Raw genomic sequence first — 19,664 nt, 5'->3', positions numbered from 1 at the left:
CCGCACACTGCCTTCTTTATTTCGATTCTTATTATTTTCTTATACATATCTAGAAAAAGTTCGAACCCCCTTAAAATAAATAAAAATCAATTAGTTGAAATAATTTCAAGATGAAAAATTGAAACCTAATACCATTAATGTTGAAAATGAAAGGCAAGAGCCAAATGCCACTTTTTTGATATGATCTTTTGTTGCGATTAATACCGCACAATACACACTTAATCCGAGAAAAGAGCCCAACAAAAGAATATACGGCAATTTTTCAAATCCACACCATGCCCCAATAGCACCAAATAATTTCACATCACCAAAACCTAAAACACATTTTTGGCAAATAAAATATCCCCATAAATAGATGCTATAAAAAAGTCCAACACCACCTAAAAAACCATAAAAAGCATGATTGAAAGGTATTAATCCATATACTGTGTAATTACACAATAACCCTAAAAATATTAGCCAATAAGTCAACGTATTAGGCAGAAGAAAATAATCAGCATCAAAGAAAGAGAGCATCAACAAATAAAAGCTTAATACTGAAAGTATTATCAATAAAGAAAATGAGTTAATTGAAAAAAACCAGTATAAACAAACGATAATGTAACTCAGTGTAAGTTGTTTACGTCGAGTTTTAGCTAACAAAAATAATAATGGAAAAGGTAGGCAAAACTTAATAAAAGCAAGAAAATCATTCAAAAAAGAAAACAAAGGTATTTTTATAAAACAACGGCTTAATGGCATAAATATCTACTCCTTAGATACATCGTTATCCTTGTTAAGCTACTGTATAAGAGGCTCCATTTAATGCCGAGATTTTTCTTTAGAATGACAATGAAAACATGAAATTTTGCGACAAAACACGCAATAAGATCCACGCTATAATAACGACAAAAGCAAAGTGATAACTTGCATGCCATAATGTCATGCGTATGATGCATATCACATATTTTATTTATCACGGTTAACCATCTTTTACGTAAGGGTTTCACGTTATGCGTATTCCTCGCATTTATCATCCAGAACCACTCACAGCAGGTACTCAAACAGCATTAGATGAAGAAGCATCTAATCATGTTGGGCGTGTATTAAGAATGTCTACGGGGCAAAAACTAGCACTGTTTGATGGTTCAAATCAGGTATTTGATGCTGAAATCATAGAAAGCACAAAAAAGTCAGTCACTGTGCAAATCAATGAAGGCATTGTTGATGATAAAGAATCCCCTCTCGACCTCCATTTAGGACAAGTGCTTTCACGAGGCGAGAAAATGGAGTTTACTATTCAAAAATCAGTTGAGTTAGGTGTTAATACGATCACTCCACTGATCTCAGAACGCTGTGGTGTTAAACTTGACCCTAGCCGTTTAGAGAAAAAACATCAGCAATGGCAAAAAATTATTATCTCGGCATGTGAACAATGTGGCAGAAATAGCATCCCACAATTAATGCCGGTGATGTCATTAGAAGAATGGTGTGCTCAAGATGATGGTAGTTTAAAACTCAATTTACATCCTAGGGCTAACCAAAGTATTAATACCTTACCCTTACCTGTTAAAAAAGTGCGCTTATTGATTGGCCCTGAAGGTGGACTTTCCCCTGAAGAAATCGCCATGACAGCAGAGCACCATTTTACTGATATTTTATTAGGTCCTCGTGTATTAAGAACTGAAACAACAGCGCTCACCGCAATCACCGCTTTGCAGGTTCGGTTCGGCGATCTGGGATAAAGGAGAAGTAATGATTAAATTAGGTATTGTGATGGACCCAATTTCATCCATCAAAATCAAAAAAGACACCAGCTTTGCCATGTTATTAGAAGCGCAACGTCGTGGCTGGGAAATTCATTATATGGAGATGAACGATCTTTACCTACACCAAGGTGAAGCACGCGCTCACACTCGTTTACTCAGCGTAGAAGAAAACCCAGAAAAATGGTTTGAGTTTGGCAAAGAGCAAGATATTGCTTTAGGTGAACTTGATACCATTTTGATGCGTAAAGATCCGCCTTTTGATACCGAATTTATTTACGCAACCTATATTTTAGAACGTGCTGAAGATATGGGAACACTGATAGTTAATAAGCCACAAAGCTTACGTGACTGTAATGAAAAACTCTTTACTGCATGGTTCCCAACATTAACACCAGACACCTTAGTGACTCGTGAAGCTAAGCATTTACGCGCTTTTCATGAAAAACACGGTGATGTCATTTTCAAACCATTAGATGGCATGGGTGGTGCATCAATCTTCCGCTTGAAAAAAGACGATCCTAACGTAGGTGTTATTATTGAAACACTCACAGAACACGGTCATCGTTTCTGTATGGCACAAAATTTCCTACCTGAAATTGTCGATGGTGATAAGCGCATTCTAGTTGTCGATGGTGAACCTGTTCCTTATTGCTTAGCGCGAATTCCTGCAAAAGGTGAAACTCGAGGCAACTTAGCCGCTGGTGGTCGTGGCGAAGCTCGCCCATTAACAGAAAGTGATTGGGCTATTGCGCGTCAAGTTGCACCTATCCTTAAACAAAAAGGTCTTATTTTTGTTGGATTAGATGTTATTGGCGATCGCTTGACTGAAATTAATGTCACAAGTCCAACATGTGCGCGTGAAATTGAAGCGGCTTATCCTGATGTTTCTATTACAGGCATGTTAATGGATGCAATTGAAGTACGCTTAAACAAGAAAAACTAACTTTTAGACACTGAGATTAAAGGGTTTAAAAGTATGAACCTAGCCCCCACATATTAATCAATAAGCGGTATACATTAAGAAATACAATGTATAAAAGGGCTAGGTTTTTTAATAAAAATGATCAGGGAACAGTACTACTATTATGAATTTACTTAACCATTTTCTTATTGCTATGCCTTCATTAAGCGATCCGTTATTTGAACGCTCGGTCGTCTATGTTTGCGAACATAATGAAAACGGTGCGATGGGTTTAATTATTAATAAACCTATTGAAGATATCTCTGTGGAAGGTGTATTAGATCAACTGGAAATTTTTTCGACTGATAGAGATGAAGCAATTAGCTTACAAAAACCCGTGATGTCAGGAGGTCCAGTTGCAGAAGAGCATGGTTTTATCTTGCACACTCCAGTTTCAGGCTTTAGTTCTAGTATCAAAATTAGTGACAGCACGATGATCACAACTTCCAAAGATGTATTAGAAACCTTAGGTACAGCAAGACAACCAGAAAAAACATTAGTCTCTTTGGGTTATTCTAGTTGGGAACAAGGCCAATTAGAGAAAGAAATTTTAGAAAATAGCTGGCTAACAGTTGAAGCTTCACCTCAAATTATTTTTGATACCCCTATTGCTGAACGTTGGCATAAAGCCGCTGAATTAATTGGGATTAATATTCACACCATTTCACCGATAGCGGGTCACGCATAATGTCAAACAGAACGGTAATGGGCTTTGATTTCGGTACAAAAAGCATTGGTGCCGCTATCGGTCAAGAAGTTACAGGAACAGCAAGACCTTTAGCCTCATTTAAAGCAAAAGATGGTATTCCTGATTGGACTCAAATAGAAAAAATCATAAAAGAGTGGCAACCTGATCTCGTGGTTGTCGGCTTACCTCTTAATATGGATGGCACCGAACAGTTAGTCACAACTCAAGCTAAAAAATTTGCTAATCGCCTTCATGGTCGATTTGGTGTACAAATTGCCTTGCATGATGAACGCCTTAGCACCGTAGAAGCTCGCGCTCATCTTTTTGAGCGTGGCGGTTACCGTTCCTTAGATAAAGGCAGTGTAGATGCCGCATCTGCCGTTATTATTCTTGAAAGCTGGTTTGAACAGCAATGCTAAAAATAGCTTCCAACTAATCATAGTCACCTATTTTTACTTATAAGTTATCACTCAGCTTGAATTAAACCTTCATGTTGGCGTTGCTGCCGACTTAACATGAAGGTTTGCATACCGTATTCACTACCTGTTTGCATTAATGTTGTCACTTGGTGGTATTTTCCTTCTCTAATAAGATGCGAAATACCCTGTGTGACCTGCATTATTTCAAATAACGCCACACGTCCGCCTTCAATTGAAGAAACTAACTCTTGTGAAATTATCGCCCTTAAACTGCACGCTAATTGTGATGAAATCCATTGTCGCTCATTACCTGTAAATACATTTGTCACGCGCTCAAGTGTTTGTGCCGCCCCTTGAGTATGCAATGTAGCCAGCACCAAATGCCCTGTTTCTGCTGCCGTTAATGCCAACTTAATACTTTGTGCATCTCTTAACTCGCCTAACATAATGACATCTGGATCTTGGCGCAGAGCGCTCTTTATCGCATTTGCAGTATGTTGAACATCTCGCCCTATTTCCCTTTGCTGCACAATGCTTTGCTTATTGCTATGTATAAATTCAATAGGATCTTCTAATGTCAAAATATGCTGACGTTGATATTGGTTTAAATGATTGATCATTGCCGCTAATGTCGATGATTTCCCACTTCCTGTTGCACCAGTCACCAAAATAAGTCCATGAGAATAGTTGTCTAAAAGTGTTGAAACCGACTTGGGTACTCGAAGTTTATCTAAAGAAGGAATTTGTGTTTCAATTATTCTTAATACAGCTGAAATGCCTTTTTGTTGGCGAAATAAATTAACACGAAGTCGCTGCCCACAAGACAGCGTGAGTGCTGTATCAACTTGCCCTTCATTCTCAAAAATTTGCTTTTGAGTGTTGCTCAAAAAAGGCAAAAACCACGCTAATAGACTATCGGAAGTGATAGGTTTACATTGATTTTGTTGATAAAGTATTCCATTGATCCGCAATCGTGGTACATCACCACAACAAAGGTGCAGATCCGAGGCGTTATGCTTTACACTATATGCAATTAAATTTTCCATTTTCATCTTATTATCTCCTGAGTTGCCATGAATACTATTAAACAGAATCTCGTCAATGTCAGGTCTCACATTGACACAGCAGCGCAGAAATGCGGCCGTTCTTCAGAAGAAATAACACTACTTGCAGTGAGTAAAACAAAACCTGCGAGTGACATCGAAAAAGCAATAGCGTGTGGACAAACTGAATTTGGTGAAAACTATGTCCAAGAAGGTGTTGATAAAATCAATTATTTTGCTGATAACCACACCTTAGTTTGGCACTTTATCGGCCCTTTACAGTCAAATAAAACACGTCTTGTTGCTGAAAATTTCGATTGGTGCCATACCATTGATAGATTGAAAATCGCTCAAAGATTAAGTGACCAACGTCCTGACTCATTGCCACCAATAAATGTCCTTATTCAAATCAATATTAGTGATGAGAACAGTAAATCAGGTATTAATCTGACTGAACTTGATGGGCTAGCGGCACAAATTTCTATTCTATCAGGTATTAAATTGCGCGGATTGATGGCTATTCCAGCACCTGAAAGCAATTATGACAAACAAGTTGAAGTACTAAAAAAAATGCATCTTGCATTTAAACAATTGCAATCTCAATATCCCGATATAGATACCTTATCTATGGGAATGACAAGTGATATGGAGGCTGCTATTGCTTGTGGTTCAACACTCGTTCGTATTGGAACAGCAATTTTTGGCGCAAGAGATTACGCGACTAAGTAAAAATAGAGGTTTATATGGAACATCGTAACATCGCATTTATTGGCGCTGGAAATATGGCTCAAGCCATTATTGCAGGATTGGTTCAAGGTGGATATCCAGCAAATAAAATAACCGTCAGCTCACCTTCTGCCATTCGCCGTGAACCACTAGAAAAAGAGTTCGGTATTCATAGTACTAATGACAATATTGATGCGGTTCAGAAAGCGGATGTTATTGTGTTGGCAGTAAAGCCACAAATGATGGAAGAAGTTTGTAAGCCCTTACAAAATATCGATATGAGCAAAAAGTTAGTCCTCACTATCGCTGCTGGCATCCCCGCTACTCGTTATAACGACTATTTTGCAACTCAATTACAGCTTGTTCGTATTATGCCAAATACTCCGGCTCTTGTAGGTAAAGGCTTAAGTGGTATGTTCGCTCACAATTCACTTTCATCTCAAGATAAACAGTTTGCCGATGAATTAATGAAAAGTGTCGGAACAACCGTTTGGGTAGAGCAAGAATCTGCCATCAATGATATTATCGCCGTTGCTGGTAGTGCACCCGCTTATTTCTTCTTGTTTATGGAATCAATGCAACAAGAAGCAGAACGTTTAGGTTTTTCACCTGAAGTGGCAAGAGCTATTGTGCAACAAGCAGCAAGTGGTTCTACCGCCTTAGCAGAGAAACAACACATGTTACCTTTCTCAACTTTACGCGAGCAAGTAACATCAAAAGGTGGAACGACAGCAGCTGCACTTATGCAGTTTTATGAAGGTAAACTACCTGAAAACGTCGCTTCTGCCATGCAAGCTGCGATTAAACGTGCGCAAGAAATGGAAAAACAATTTTAATTTCATCAGGGCCAACTAATGAATTTTTTAAATTTCGTCATTCTGACTCTTCTTCAACTCTACACATCCGTACTGCTATTACGTGTTTGGATGCAATGTGTCAGAGCTGATTTTTATAATCCTTTTTCACAATTTATCGTCAAGATCACACAGCCAATTGTTCGCCCATTGAGAAGTATTATTCCTTCTATTGGTCCTATTGATACAGCTTCAGTTTTATTAGCCTACATATTAATTCTGCTAGGTATTATCGTCCCATCTTACTTATCAGGAACATCTATTCCTTTATCTTTAATGTTCCCATTCGCCTTTATTGAACTGCTTACAGCAGCAGGTAAGATGATTTTCTGGTTGATCATTATCCGCGCAATTCTTAGCTGGGTAAGCCAAGGTCGTAATCCAATTGATCATCTTTTATTTCAATTAACAGAACCTTTAATGGCACCAATCCGTCGTGTCATTCCGGCGATGGGTGGTTTAGATTTCTCTGCAATGATTGTTATTCTTGTGCTTTACGCCCTGAACTATCTGCGCGTAGACGTTTTACAATGGCTACTTAGCGTAACGCTTTACTAAGGATAACACTCATGCAAAAAGTAGTGCTCGCAACTGGAAATCCGGGAAAAGTTAAAGAGCTAGCCTCTTTACTTTCTGCTTTCGGTTTAGATATTGTTGCTCAAACAGAGCTTGGTGTTGATTCTGTTGAAGAAACTGGCCTAACTTTTGTTGAGAATGCGCTGATTAAAGCTCGTCATGCAGCAAAAGTAACCGGTCTACCAGCTATTGCTGATGACTCCGGTATTTCAGTAAATGCTTTAGGCGGTGCTCCGGGTATTTACTCAGCACGCTATGCAGGTGTTGATGCAAGCGATCAGCAAAATCTGGATAAATTGCTTGATGCAATGAAAGATGTTCCTGCTGAAAAACGCCAAGCACAATTTAACTGTGTATTAGTTTATATGCGCCATGAAAACGATCCAACTCCGCTGATTTTTCACGGTATTTGGCACGGTGTATTAAGCACAGAAATGCACGGTGAAGGTGGATTTGGTTACGATCCTATTTTCTTTGTTCCTGAATTAAATTGTACTGCGGCACAATTAACTAAAGAGCAAAAAAATCAGTATTCACATCGTGGTAAAGCACTTAAATTAATGTTGGATGCCCTTAAGAATGCTTAAGTTGCCTCCATTAAGTTTGTATATTCATATTCCTTGGTGTGTACAAAAATGCCCTTATTGTGATTTCAACTCACACACGCTAAAAGGCGAAGTTCCACATCAGGAATATGTGCAACATTTACTCAATGACTTAGATGCCGATCTTATTCACGTTGGCTCCCGTGAAGTCCAAACCATATTTATTGGTGGCGGTACACCTAGCTTATTAAGCGCTGAGTCAATGGCTGATTTACTCTATGGCGTTAAAGAGCGCATTGCTGTTAGTCCTAATGCAGAAATTACGATGGAAGCTAACCCGGGAACCGTGGAAGCTGAACGCTTTGCTGGCTTCCAACGTGCGGGTGTAAATCGTATTTCTATTGGTGTGCAAAGTTTTGGCAACGATAAGCTTATTCGCTTAGGACGCATTCATGATGCTGATGAAGCTAAAAATGCGGCTCGTTTAGCCAAAGAATTAGGCTTACGTAGTTTTAATTTAGATTTAATGCATGGATTACCAGACCAATCATTATCTCAAGCACTTTCGGATTTACAGCAAGCAATAGAGTTATCCCCACCACATTTGTCTTGGTATCAATTAACCATTGAACCCAATACACAATTTGGCTCTCGTCCACCGAAATTACCTGATGACGATATGCTGTGGGATATTTTCTCAGAAGGTGACAAATTACTGACAGCCGCAGGTTATCAACAATATGAAACATCAGCATATTGTAAGCCGGGCTTTCAATGTGAGCATAACTTAAATTATTGGCGTTTCGGGGATTATTTAGGTATCGGTTGTGGTGCTCATGGAAAAATAAGCTTTGAAGATGGTCGCATCATGCGAACAGTAAAAACCAAGCATCCTAAAGGTTTTATGGAAGGTCGTTATCTCCACCAGCAAAATTTTGTTGATAATGATGACCGTCCATTTGAATTTTTTATGAACCGTTTTCGTCTGTTAGAAGCATTCCCTAGACAAGATTTCAGTGATTACACGGGGCTTTCTGAAGAAGTTATTCGCCATCAAATAGATGAAGCTTTGGCCTTAGGTTATATCAGTGAATCAGACACTCACTGGCAAATTACACCTCATGGCAAACTCTTCCTCAATTCATTGCTTGAGTTATTCCTTTAATATTGCTGATTTCAAATAATTAGCTTAAAAAAATGCCCATACTGATTAATCACAGTTGGGCATTTTTCTTTATTACAAACCTTAAAACATCATAAAAATCTTAAGGTTAAATCAATTAAAGTGCGTTTTCTACCGCTTCAATTTGTTTAGTTAAACTGTCTAAACCACCGCCAGAAAGATACCAAAGATCAGCTTGTAGATAAATAATACCGCTATTTTTATAAGCCGAGGTTGTTTTGATTACCTCATTTTCAAATGTTGCTTTGTCTAATTTATCAGCGCCAATAGCTTCGCTACGATCCACAATTAAAATAACATCAGGATTAGCTTTTGCGATCATTTCAGGTGTTACAACACGACGTTTGCCTTTCTCTTCTTCAGCAACAGGCGGTAATTCGGCTCTTTTGGCTTTAACAACATCATAAACAACACTTTGATTATTAGGCATTAAATTGCCAGCGTTATGTAATAGTACTAAAACTTTTTTGTCAGATCCTGCTGCTTTTTTCTGGGCTTGCTCAATAACAGTATTTAATTTAGCAATTTGCTCTTGAGTCACTTGTTGTTTATCAAATAATTCACCTAATAATTTGATATTTGACTCAACTGAATTGAGATAGTTTGCGCTGTTAGTACCTAAATTAACGGTTGGTGCAATTTTCGCTAAAGCCTCATATGATGCACCTTGGCGACCCGTAATAATAATTAAATCAGGTTTAATTTCGGCTAATTTTTCTAAGTCAGGCGCTTTCATACCACCTACATTAGCAACGTTGCTTGCAATACTTCCTTTAATATAGGCAGGCGCATTACCTAACGGTAGCCCAACTACTTTATCGGCTAAACCTAACTGAACTAAAGAATCATAAAGACCAAAATCAAATAGAACCACTTTTGAAGGGTTCTTAGTGACCGACGTTTCACCTAATAGGTGTTTAATCACCATCTTGTCATTGTGCTGACTAATAACTTGGTTAGGTTGGTATTCGATTGGCGTTTTGCTTAACGCAGAGAAACTGGTTACAGAAAGGATAGATGCGATAACTAAAGGAAGGATCTTCTTCATTAATTTTGCCCTGTTTAAGTGGAATACTCAAACAGGGCATTCTAAACAGCTCATCTCATAAGTCAATTGAATAAGAATGATTTTCATTATTGTTTTCAATTGTTGTGAGATAGAAATTTATATACTCTAAATAATTCAAGATCTCGCTTGAAGAATGACGAGTATCATTATTTTTTTAGAGAATTAACAAGCTCCACTCGTTGACTCTCCATTTGGGTTATTTTGCTACAAGCTTGCTGACCAAATTGAGTAAATGCAGCTTCTTGCTGTTTCCACTCCTGATCTATAATTTTTTGAAAACCATCTAAGTTTCCTAATAGTCCGCCCAAGGCTTTTTTACTGTCACCACCAGCTGCTGCTAATAACTGTTTTTTTCCCAATTCATTAATGCTGTCTTGCAACATACCACCTAGGCTACTTTCTACGATTTCACGACCTTTGGCTTCGACTTCTTTTATGGCTTGAGAATGGAATGTAATGTTATTCGGTTCTATGCTGACCACTCTATCCATTTGCTGATTAAGATCTTTCTCTAATCTACTTAATCTATTAAGGATATTGCTATCTTTACCAAAAGCTTCAATCACCACTTTATCAAGCACTTTGCGAGAATCTTGCAGTTTTACCCCTGTTTCAGTTCTTAACCAAGGTACGTCTCGTCTTACTGTGGCTTGATATTTCTTTGCTAGTTCTTGTTGCTGTGGTGTCAATGAGGCACTTTTTTCATTTTGAAATAGTGTGCCGTCAGGATAAATCACCATTAAACCATGCGAACCTGCGACTTCAACAAATTCAGAGGTTATGCGTAAATCATCTTTTGGCATTACAGCACAATCAAAACTTGGTGATGCATTTGCTGTACCCGCAACAAAAAACAGTGTGACAGCAATATTTCTTAAATTCATAACAACTCTCCTGAAAACACACCTAAAAAATTGAACGCCCTACTTTGTTTGCTAATAATTCAAGTGCTGCACAACCTGCTAATGAGTTACCTGATTTATCCAGCTCTGGTGACCAAACTGCAACCGTAAAGGCATCTGGAACAACAGCAATAATGCCACCACCTACGCCTGATTTTCCGGGAATACCGATACGAAACGCAAATTCACCGGCACCATCATACATGCCACAAGTTAACATTAACGCATTTATTTGGCGGGTTTGTCTTGGCGTAATAATCTGATTTTTATTACCCACACATGTACCTTGATTAGCCAAATAACTAAAACATCGCACTAACTCGGTGCAACTCATCTCTATTGAACAATAGTGAAAATAGGTTTCCAGTACTGTAATAACATCGTTCTCAAAATTACCGAAAGATTTCATCAGGTAAGCAATAGAGGCATTTCGACTAAGATGCTCCATCTCTGATTTTGCGACCACTGAGTTATAACAAATATCAGGAGTATCAGTGAGAAAACGGATCACTTCTAACATTCTTTGCTTAGGCGCACTTAATCGAGACTGCAACATATCAGTGATAACAATGGCACCCGCATTAATAAAGGGATTACGTGGTATTCCTTTTTCCATTTCTAGCTGTATCAAGGAATTAAAAGGAAGCCCTGATGGCTCTTTTCCTACACGTTGCCAAATTTCATTTTCTTCATAACGTGTTAAAGCAAGCGTTAAGCTAAGTACTTTAGAAATAGATTGGATTGAAAAACGCTTATCTGCCATGCCTGATTGATAGAGTTCACCATCAACCGTATAAACAGCCATAGCAAGCTGCTCTGGAGGTACTTGAGCTAATGCGGGGATATAATCCGCGACTTTTCCTTGCCCGATTAATGGGCGAATTTGTTGCAAAATATCTGACAGTAATGCGTTAGATAACGTTGTAGTCACAGTCCCTTCCCCAGACAGACAAGGGCATCCTTTTGGATGCCCTTGTTATTATTTGCTAAATGTATAACTTTCTATCAATCCCACCAAACATCAAATAGTTCAGAGGTCTGTACATCTTGCATTTTGCTTTCTTTTAGGAAGTTTTCGACTAATTGGCGATGCTCTTCTGTACATTTACCAATTTGTTGTAAGCAGATTAAGCCTTCCCAGCTCAGGTAACCACTTGCATCAAATGCCAGCCCATTTGGCTCAATAACTTTGAGGATCAGTTCATCAACAAAGCGATCTACTTCCTCAATTGGGGTATTTTCTGGGAAAGTCCATTTAACTGAGAAACCTAATTCCTGAAATTCATCGATACGCATTTTTTTGCGTAAGCGGCGACTACGTTGTTTAGCCATTATTTTACCCTCTTAAACATAAGATCCCAGACACCATGCCCTAAGCGATGACCGCGTTTTTCAAACTTAGTCACAGGGCGTGTTTCTGGTCGTGGTACATAATCCTGAGTTTCTGATAAATTCTGATAACCTTCAACACTTGTCATTACTTCAAGCATATGTTCTGCATATGGTTCCCAATCTGTCGCCATATGAAAAACACCATCTAACGTTAATTTTTTTAAAATTAATTCTGCAAAAGGCACTTGAACAATACGACGTTTATTATGACGCGCTTTGTGCCATGGATCAGGAAAGAATAACTGAACCATTTTTAAGCTATTATCTGGGATCATATGATTGAGCACTTCAATCGCATCGTGACACATGACTCTCAGATTGCTTAATTGTTCTTCTTCAGCACTTGCCAGACAAGCACCAACTCCCGGTGCATGTACTTCAATACCGAAATAATTATTTTCTGGTGTATTTTTTGCCATAGTCACGAGCGATGCGCCCATGCCGAAGCCAATTTCTAAAATTACAGGCGCTTCGCGTCCAAAAACCTGACTGAAGTCGATGGGTTCCGGTTGATATTCAATGCCAAAGGCAGGCCACTGTGTTTCTAATGCTTGCTCTTGACGAGGCGTTAAACGGCCTTGTCTACGAACAAAACTACGAACGCGTCGTAAAGCACGTCCTTCTTCGTTGAATTCCGGAGAAATTACATTCTTGATCATGTCTAATACTGTCAGTCGTTAGGCCAATTATTTACTTAAAATCGTTATAATGTCGCAATAGTGCAACTTAACCGACATTATCCAAAGATCACTAAGTTTAGCAAGAGTCACTCATAGAAGCATCACTCTATAAGATAAATATTAAGAGTGTTTACAGTTTATTCTCTCTGTGGTGCAATCTTACCTTAATCAGAACATGAGTTAATAAAATAAAACATGATGGAAGCTCTGCAATTTTCGCAAGTCGTACTCAATTGGTATCACAAATATGGGCGCAAAACGCTCCCTTGGCAGCAAGAAAAAACGCCTTATCACGTATGGTTATCTGAGGTAATGTTGCAACAAACTCAAGTTGCGACGGTTATTCCTTATTTTGAGCGTTTTATTGCACGTTTTCCTGATGTCAACGCATTAGCTAAAGCGCCGCTCGATGAAGTACTTCACCTTTGGACAGGCCTTGGTTATTACGCAAGAGCCAGAAACTTACATAAAGCGGCACAACACATTGTAGATAAACATCAAGGGCAGTTTCCTGATACCTTTGAGGACGTTTGTGCCTTACCCGGTGTTGGGCGTTCAACCGCTGGTGCTATTTTATCGTTATCACTGAAAAAACCTTATCCAATTCTTGATGGTAATGTGAAACGTGTTTTAGCACGCTGTTATGCCGTCGAAGGCTGGCCGGGTAAAAAAGAAGTTGAAAATAAGTTGTGGGAGATCAGCGAAAATGTCACCCCAACCGAAGGTGTAGAGTATTTTAATCAGGCAATGATGGATTTAGGTGCAATGGTTTGCACAAGAAGTAAGCCTAAATGTGAGTTATGCCCATTAAATACTGGTTGTATCGCTTATGCTCAAAATAATTGGGCGGATTATCCTGGGAAAAAACCGAAAAAAGTTATCCCAGAAAAAACAACTTATTTTCTTATTTTACAATATGATAATCTTGTTTGGTTGGATAAAAGACCACCAGCAGGAATATGGGGTGGGTTATTTGCCTTTCCTCAATTTGAAACAAAAGCGCTTTTAGAGCAGTGGCTAACTGAGCATGGACTCGATAATAATGAATCAGAACAACTGATTTCATTTCGACATACTTTTAGCCACTTTCATTTAGATATTGTGCCAATTTGCGTAAAACTCTCAACGTTTACCTCTATGATGGAGGAGCAAAAAGGACTTTGGTATAACTTACAGACACCTGCAACCGTAGGGTTAGCAGCACCTGTAGAGAATTTACTTAGACAATTAGCCTAAGCTAATACCTGCGATATTGAGGATTTATTATGAGCAGAACTATTTTTTGTACTTTCCTGAACAAAGAAGCTGATGGACTTGATTTTCAGTTGTACCCAGGAGAAATTGGAAAGCGCATTTTCAATGAGATCTCAAAAGAAGCATGGGCTCAATGGATGGCAAAACAGACCATGCTTATTAATGAGAAAAAACTTAACACCATGAATCCTGATGATCGCAAACTATTAGAACAAGAAATGGTACGATTTTTATTTGAAGGCCATGATGTTCATATTGACGGCTACACACCACCTGAAAAATAATATTCACTTTTCCAGAGCCTTTAAGGCTCTGGTATTTTATTCACCATAGCGATGCAATTGACCATGAAAAAAATCCTTCTCTTGCTGATTATCGCCCCTCTACTCATTTCATGTAGTAGTCAACCATCAAAAACATTTGAACCCGATTACGCAAAGGATACTAATGCGTTCGATATTCTTATGGGGCAATTTGCCAATAATATCGAAATGATTTGGGGTATGAAGGAAGTATTAATCGCAGGCCCTAAAGACTACGTAAAATATACCAATGCTTATAAAACACGTAGCCATATTAATTTTGAAGCCGGTACGATTACGATAGAAACTTTAGGTGATGATGCACCTCAATTTCAATTGCATAAGGCGATAGTCACAACATTATTAATGGGCGAAGATCCAGGCTCTATTGATCTCTACTCTGACGTTAATAATATTCCTCACAGTACAGAACCCTTTTTATTAGGACAAGTACTCGATAACACAGGGCAACCTATACGTTGGGAATGGCGCGCCAATAAATTTGCAGATTATCTGATTGCCAATAAATTACAAAAACGTCAATCCGGTATAAACACAATTTGGTATGTCACCCTCAATCTTGTTCCTAACCACCTTGATCAACGTGCTCATAAATATTTACCGCTAGTACAACAAGCAGCAGCTAAATATGGTGTTGAGCCATCACTAATTTTGGCAATTATGCAGATTGAATCCAGTTTCAATCCATATGCAGTAAGTAGTTCTGATGCACTCGGTTTAATGCAGATTATGCCAGCAACGGCAGGTCGAGATGTCTTCCGAATGCAAGGAAAATCAGGACAACCAAGTCGTAGTTACTTATTTGATCCCGCTAATAATATCGATGCAGGTGCGGCTTATATTTCGATACTGCAAAATAGCTACCTTGGAGATATCAAAGATCCTGTTTCACGCCGTTACGCCGTTATACAGGCTTATAACGGTGGTGCAGGTAGCGTGTTGCGGATATTCCATAACGATAAGAAACAAGCAGCGGCCATGATTAACAACTTAGAGCCAACACAGGTGTATACCACATTGCGTAATAAGCACCCTGCTGACCAATCTCGTCGTTATCTTGAGAAAGTCAGTACAGCTCAACGTAACTATCGTTAGTTGATACTTAGTCTAAAAAACAAAGCTTCCTCAATAATTTGGGGAAGCTTTTTTGTTACTGAAGCTTAGTAAATGACTTTATCGTCATGTATTTTTTAAGTATCACAAAACACTTTCACTTTATTTTTACGCATTTTCCGCGACAAATAGCGTTTTATTAATCAATAAGTTTAAAAAAACAGCAATCAAACAGTTTTGTGATAAATAACGTTGACGAGCAAGGCGATATCGGGTTTAATACGCCCCGTTGCCCGAATAGCTCAGTCGGTAGAGCAGGGGATTGAAAATCCCCGTGTCCTTGGTTCGATTCCGAGTTCGGGCACCACTATTTAGAAAAACCAGCCTTAGGGCTGGTTTTTTGCTTTCTGCGCTTTATAAATTTTTGAGACTTCTTTCTTAGTTCTAGATAGTGTGCCATTCGACAGTACATATCATCTATCGGTGATTTAGTCAGAACCTTTTCTTTTTGGCTCCCCGTGCATTTTGCTTGATTAAAAGTCAACTACCGATTTGAATTCCCCCCTTTTTCAATCGTTCCCATCCATATTACGCCCCGTTGCTACATTAACAGGTAGCCTTTCATTTTCAGTATCCCAGTTTCACGCCAAGGTTCTGTTCCTTGTTCTAATACTTAAATAATCTTATTTGTCACTATACGATAAAGATCATTTTGCTGTGAGGATGTACGACCTATTAATTCCTTTTTCATAGACAATTCCTGTTAAAAAAGGAATTGCCACCAAATTGGGAAGTAATACCCATTTGGGTTGAAATAAAGAAAGTTGATTTAATTAATATGCAATCACTCTAAGGCATTCCTTTCAGATCGTGGAAATATTGGCTGTTGTTAAAAACAACGAGATAATATTTAAAGGGTAAACGATAGGTTACTTTCTTTTGCCAAACGTAAGAGATATACAAAGGTAAAGAGCAAAAAACAGACAACTATACCGAATAATATCTTTATTACCTGTTCTTATAAACAACTCACCAAGAAAATATTTATCACCAAATTTAAATATAATAAGACAACTACTACCAATAAAATAAATAAACAATAGATATATTAAATTTAAAAATCTACTCTCTTTATTAAGAAGGTAAAGTTGCAACTTATATAAGACATATAACAGTAAAAATGAAGATATATAGAATAGAAAAAGCTCCAACCAACCAAACGGAAATGGTGATAACACATCAAAATCATTCACCTTTATTCTCTTCCTTATATAAGTCGTGTGTAGAATAAATAGCCATATCAACGCCTAGAGTACTACATAATGTACCGACAGATCCCACACAAAAAGCAACAACTACTTATTTCTAACTCTGTTCAATCAATCAACTACTCTAGTTAATTTAAAAATATCACTCTTATAAAAGCATTACTATAATTAGTATCTAGTTCAGCTTTAGCCATATTTTTCACATCCTTGTTGAAAATAAAAATTCAAGCTATATCTTATCCAAATTATCGGCTGTTATAGTGTAATATTTAACAAATCTTATCAATAGTTAATAGCTACTTTTCCAACTCACCTAAAGATAAAAGTCCATATTACTAAAATAAAATAAAAAATGGATTTTAATTATAAATATATAAGATAGGATGTTTATCATATTAACAATATTACTTTCAATATCGTTAAAGTCTATCACAAATGATATTTCACACTAATAAAAAATCACTACCAATACTAATTCTTATTTTCATTTAAAACTTAAAATATATACCCCTTTATACACTTAAAATAAAAGTGATCGCTTTTATAACATTTATCACACAAATTAAGTTCATTTAAGAAATACTCTAGATATATATCTCCTTTTAATTAATACCTACCTCACAGAATATGAAATTCGCCTGAATTGTCATTGACGAAATATAGCTACAGCAGTAAATATAATAGGCAATGATCATAAAAACAGTGACCATCTTTAAAGATGGCTTTTTTAATCCTTAAATTGTCTCATTTTTTAGACAAAGAGATATTACAGAAACCACGGGAGAATTCTCTTATGACTCAACAAGATACAGCACCTCATTATTCAATTGATGATATGAAAGCGTTAATTGAAACAATGCAAATTTATAAAAAAGATAACAGTGGCAAAGGGATCACTCGTATTGCCTATGGCGAAGAAGATGAAGCCGCGCATCTGTATCTTGCTGGTTTAATGAAAGAAGCTGGCCTTGAAGTTTATCGTGATGGCATTGGTACACTTTACGCACGCCTACCAGGTAAAGATCGCTCACTACCCGCTGTAGGTACAGGATCTCATCTTGATACCGTACCTCAAGGTGGTGCTTATGATGGAGCCTTGGGTGTTATCGCTGGATTTTATGCCTTAATGCAATATAAACCACAACAACTTAAACGAGACCTTGAGCTGGTTGTTTTCCGTGCAGAAGAATCTAGTCGTTTTGGTTTTTCATGTATTGGCAGTAAGGTTTTAACAGGCAAAATAGATAGAGCTCGCTGGGAACAAAATAGAGATGATGATGGCAATAACTACTTTGAAGTTCTGAAGTCTTTAGGCTACCAACATGATAATTTTGATGATTGTTTAATCAAAAAAGATCGTTTTAGCGCCTTTGTTGAGCTGCATATTGAGCAAGGTAAACGCCTTGAGAATGACAAGAAAACTATCGGTATTGTCAACGGAATAGCTGCGCCAACTCGTTTCTCGGTTACAGTTAATGGCCATGCAGATCACTCTGGTGCGACACCAATGTACCAGCGCCAAGATGCTCTAGTTGCAAGTGCTGGCATTATTACAGATATCAATCGTGCAGCCTGTACAGAGGCAGTTTATGGCACTGTTGGTACAGTTGGTAAACTCAATGTTGTACCAAACTCCATGAACGTTATTCCAGGGCAAGTAAAATTCTCAGTGGATATTCGTGGTATTGATACTGAAAGTATTCAACGTGTTGTACAGCGTTTAAATAATAGTGTCGAAAAAGCAGAAAAGGATTTTGGTGTCGCTATTGATGTTCAACCAATTTCTGCTGAATCGCCAGTAAAACTAGATGATTCAATTTGCCAAGTTATTGAAGGCTTGTGCCAAAAACACGATATCAGCTATATGACAATGCTAAGTGGTGCAGGTCATGACTCAATGAATATGGCGCCACTTTATCCAACAGCGATGATCTTTACGCCATCTGTTGCGGGTATTAGTCATCATCCTGATGAATTTACCGAATTTAGTGATATTGCGGTTGCAGCAGATTTATTAGCTGAAACATTAGGTACATTAGCAAATCAATAATCGCTAACTATTTGTTTTAAAAGATTAATAGCATCATCACCTTTAGTGGCTTTTAACCATAACTTATCAAAGAGGGACTGGTACTGAAATATTGCCTCAGTTGAAGAAGTCACAGTCGCGATGCCCGTACTGACATTAGGGAACTCACCTAAACGGAACGGGCTAACGGCTAAAGAAAGAGGCACTTTATCTTGATAAAATAGTTGGAAAGTTAAAGACGGCATAGTATCTGAAATAATTGCAATATTAAGATAACTATTTTTTTGCTCTAACTTTTCAATTAAATGAAGGATTTCATTTTTTGCTCGTTCTTTTCTTTCTTGTTGAACTGTTTTAGTTAAATTAACCGAGCCAAGCATACCAACATAAAGAAATTTTTCGATTTGCTGTTGGCTAATAAGGTTATAAATATGAGGTGAATGTAAGGACTGATGCTTCTTACGCTCTTTTAAAATAGATAAAACTTCTTGTTGTTTTTCAGACAAAAGATTTAAAGGTGAAGCCTCTGTTAGCATTTCAACCAATGTTTTGTCATAACAATCTGAAGTTAATAAGTAAGAGAAAGGTTCGAAGTGGGTGTAAATATGTGAGGATTGAGTTTCAAGTTGGCGCATTCGTTCAAAAAAGCCATTTGCACTTGAATAATATTCTGTATTAATACCCAACAAACTGGTTAACGAGGTATTTAATAATCTAGCAAGATTATCAAGTGTCTCAATTTTAACAATTTCGCCTTTTTCTAATCGATATACAGCAGCACGAGAAATACCCAAGCTTTCAGCTACATCTTCAGCTTTTAATGAAGAGGCTATGCGATAAGCACGCAAGCGATAGCCGATGGATTGGTAATCTATTTTTTCTCTAGGTATGTAAGGCATATTTATAATTGGCTCCCAAATGCACAAAGTACCAGGGTAAAGTAACGGCACA

Annotated in this window: 21 protein-coding genes and 1 tRNA gene; 14 read left to right on the top strand and 8 right to left on the bottom strand. The window is 37.7% G+C overall.

Annotation, left to right across the window (positions count from 1 at the left end; all coding sequences use genetic code 11):
• Window positions 1–105: 105 nt before the first annotated feature.
• Window positions 106–741, bottom strand: coding sequence for an A24 family peptidase (locus EHE21_RS04660; protein WP_194951987.1), 636 nt, complete (start codon window positions 739–741; stop codon window positions 106–108).
• Window positions 742–992: 251 nt separating this feature from the next.
• On the opposite strand from EHE21_RS04660, the gene rsmE reads away from it, so the two are divergent.
• The 4 genes from rsmE (at window position 993) to ruvX (ending at window position 3,816) form a co-directional block, all read left to right on the top strand.
• Window positions 993–1,724: a 16S rRNA (uracil(1498)-N(3))-methyltransferase gene (rsmE, locus tag EHE21_RS04655; protein WP_165125430.1), complete on the top strand. Its 732-nt coding sequence runs from the start codon at window positions 993–995 to the stop codon at window positions 1,722–1,724.
• A gap of 10 nt (window positions 1,725–1,734) precedes the next feature.
• On the top strand, window positions 1,735–2,691 hold the full coding sequence (gene gshB, locus EHE21_RS04650) for a glutathione synthase (RefSeq protein WP_075672353.1): 957 nt from the start codon (window positions 1,735–1,737) through the stop codon (window positions 2,689–2,691).
• Between the two features lie 142 nt (window positions 2,692–2,833).
• A complete protein-coding gene (locus EHE21_RS04645; protein WP_023581015.1) occupies window positions 2,834–3,397 on the top strand; it encodes a YqgE/AlgH family protein in 564 nt (187 codons plus the stop codon).
• A complete protein-coding gene (gene ruvX / locus EHE21_RS04640) occupies window positions 3,397–3,816 on the top strand; it encodes a Holliday junction resolvase RuvX (protein ID WP_194951986.1) in 420 nt (139 codons plus the stop codon). Before EHE21_RS04645 ends, ruvX begins: the two co-directional genes overlap by 1 nt.
• Before the next feature lie 47 nt (window positions 3,817–3,863).
• On the opposite strand, the gene EHE21_RS04635 is transcribed toward ruvX, so the two are convergent.
• Window positions 3,864–4,868 (bottom strand): type IV pilus twitching motility protein PilT, encoded by a 1,005-nt coding sequence (locus EHE21_RS04635; RefSeq protein WP_194951985.1) that lies wholly within the window; start codon window positions 4,866–4,868, stop codon window positions 3,864–3,866.
• A gap of 21 nt (window positions 4,869–4,889) precedes the next feature.
• On the opposite strand from EHE21_RS04635, the gene EHE21_RS04630 reads away from it, so the two are divergent.
• The 5 genes from EHE21_RS04630 to hemW are packed head-to-tail and all read left to right on the top strand — an operon-like array spanning window position 4,890 to window position 8,725.
• Window positions 4,890–5,588, top strand: coding sequence for a YggS family pyridoxal phosphate-dependent enzyme (locus EHE21_RS04630; RefSeq protein WP_194951984.1), 699 nt, complete (start codon window positions 4,890–4,892; stop codon window positions 5,586–5,588).
• Window positions 5,589–5,602: 14 nt separating this feature from the next.
• A complete protein-coding gene (gene proC / locus EHE21_RS04625; RefSeq protein WP_088493518.1) occupies window positions 5,603–6,421 on the top strand; it encodes a pyrroline-5-carboxylate reductase in 819 nt (272 codons plus the stop codon).
• Window positions 6,422–6,439: 18 nt separating this feature from the next.
• Entirely contained in the window at window positions 6,440–6,997 is a 558-nt protein-coding gene (locus tag EHE21_RS04620) for a YggT family protein (protein WP_194951983.1), read from the top strand.
• An 11-nt stretch (window positions 6,998–7,008) separates the two neighbouring features.
• Complete coding sequence (locus EHE21_RS04615) at window positions 7,009–7,602, top strand: XTP/dITP diphosphatase (protein WP_194951982.1); 594 nt, start codon at window positions 7,009–7,011, stop codon at window positions 7,600–7,602.
• Entirely contained in the window at window positions 7,595–8,725 is a 1,131-nt protein-coding gene (gene hemW, locus EHE21_RS04610; protein ID WP_194951981.1) for a radical SAM family heme chaperone HemW, read from the top strand. The genes EHE21_RS04615 and hemW overlap by 8 nt, the downstream gene beginning before the upstream one ends.
• 115 nt (window positions 8,726–8,840) lie before the next feature.
• On the opposite strand, the gene EHE21_RS04605 is transcribed toward hemW, so the two are convergent.
• From EHE21_RS04605 to trmB, 5 genes are all read right to left on the bottom strand, one after another.
• The gene (locus tag EHE21_RS04605; RefSeq protein WP_194951980.1) at window positions 8,841–9,791 is read right to left on the bottom strand and encodes a siderophore ABC transporter substrate-binding protein; all 951 of its coding nucleotides are present in this window, start codon (window positions 9,789–9,791) and stop codon (window positions 8,841–8,843) included.
• A 167-nt stretch (window positions 9,792–9,958) separates the two neighbouring features.
• On the bottom strand, window positions 9,959–10,696 hold the full coding sequence (locus EHE21_RS04600; RefSeq protein WP_194951979.1) for a DUF2884 family protein: 738 nt from the start codon (window positions 10,694–10,696) through the stop codon (window positions 9,959–9,961).
• Between the two features lie 22 nt (window positions 10,697–10,718).
• A complete protein-coding gene (gene glsB / locus EHE21_RS04595; RefSeq protein ID WP_075672333.1) occupies window positions 10,719–11,645 on the bottom strand; it encodes a glutaminase B in 927 nt (308 codons plus the stop codon).
• 74 nt (window positions 11,646–11,719) lie between these two features.
• Window positions 11,720–12,046 (bottom strand): YggL family protein, encoded by a 327-nt coding sequence (locus EHE21_RS04590; protein ID WP_023581025.1) that lies wholly within the window; start codon window positions 12,044–12,046, stop codon window positions 11,720–11,722.
• Window positions 12,046–12,765 carry a tRNA (guanosine(46)-N7)-methyltransferase TrmB gene (gene trmB, locus EHE21_RS04585; protein WP_088493525.1) on the bottom strand — a complete coding sequence of 240 codons (720 nt, stop codon included), beginning with the start codon at window positions 12,763–12,765 and terminating at the stop codon, window positions 12,046–12,048. The genes EHE21_RS04590 and trmB overlap by 1 nt, the downstream gene beginning before the upstream one ends.
• Window positions 12,766–12,981: 216 nt before the next feature.
• Between trmB and mutY the strand changes: the two genes are divergently transcribed.
• The 5 genes from mutY (at window position 12,982) to EHE21_RS04560 (ending at window position 18,734) form a co-directional block, all read left to right on the top strand.
• Window positions 12,982–14,022 (top strand): A/G-specific adenine glycosylase, encoded by a 1,041-nt coding sequence (gene mutY, locus EHE21_RS04580; RefSeq protein ID WP_194951978.1) that lies wholly within the window; start codon window positions 12,982–12,984, stop codon window positions 14,020–14,022.
• Between the two features lie 29 nt (window positions 14,023–14,051).
• Complete coding sequence (locus tag EHE21_RS04575) at window positions 14,052–14,324, top strand: oxidative damage protection protein (RefSeq protein WP_006534840.1); 273 nt, start codon at window positions 14,052–14,054, stop codon at window positions 14,322–14,324.
• Between the two features lie 63 nt (window positions 14,325–14,387).
• Entirely contained in the window at window positions 14,388–15,458 is a 1,071-nt protein-coding gene (mltC, locus tag EHE21_RS04570; RefSeq protein ID WP_194951977.1) for a membrane-bound lytic murein transglycosylase MltC, read from the top strand.
• A gap of 249 nt (window positions 15,459–15,707) precedes the next feature.
• Window positions 15,708–15,783 (top strand) — tRNA-Phe (locus EHE21_RS04565).
• Window positions 15,784–17,477: 1,694 nt separating this feature from the next.
• Window positions 17,478–18,734 (top strand): Zn-dependent hydrolase, encoded by a 1,257-nt coding sequence (locus tag EHE21_RS04560; RefSeq protein ID WP_194951976.1) that lies wholly within the window; start codon window positions 17,478–17,480, stop codon window positions 18,732–18,734.
• On the opposite strand, the gene EHE21_RS04555 is transcribed toward EHE21_RS04560, so the two are convergent.
• Window positions 18,728–19,612 (bottom strand): helix-turn-helix domain-containing protein, encoded by an 885-nt coding sequence (locus tag EHE21_RS04555; protein WP_194951975.1) that lies wholly within the window; start codon window positions 19,610–19,612, stop codon window positions 18,728–18,730. The two genes, EHE21_RS04560 and EHE21_RS04555, sit on opposite strands and share 7 nt — an antisense overlap.
• Window positions 19,613–19,664: the final 52 nt, after the last annotated feature.

The organism is Proteus sp. GOKU, assembly GCF_015475555.1.
Lineage (GTDB): Bacteria > Pseudomonadota > Gammaproteobacteria > Enterobacterales > Enterobacteriaceae > Proteus > Proteus mirabilis_B.
Note: the sequence above shows the minus strand (reverse complement) of the source record. Positions and strands in the feature narration are given on the sequence as shown.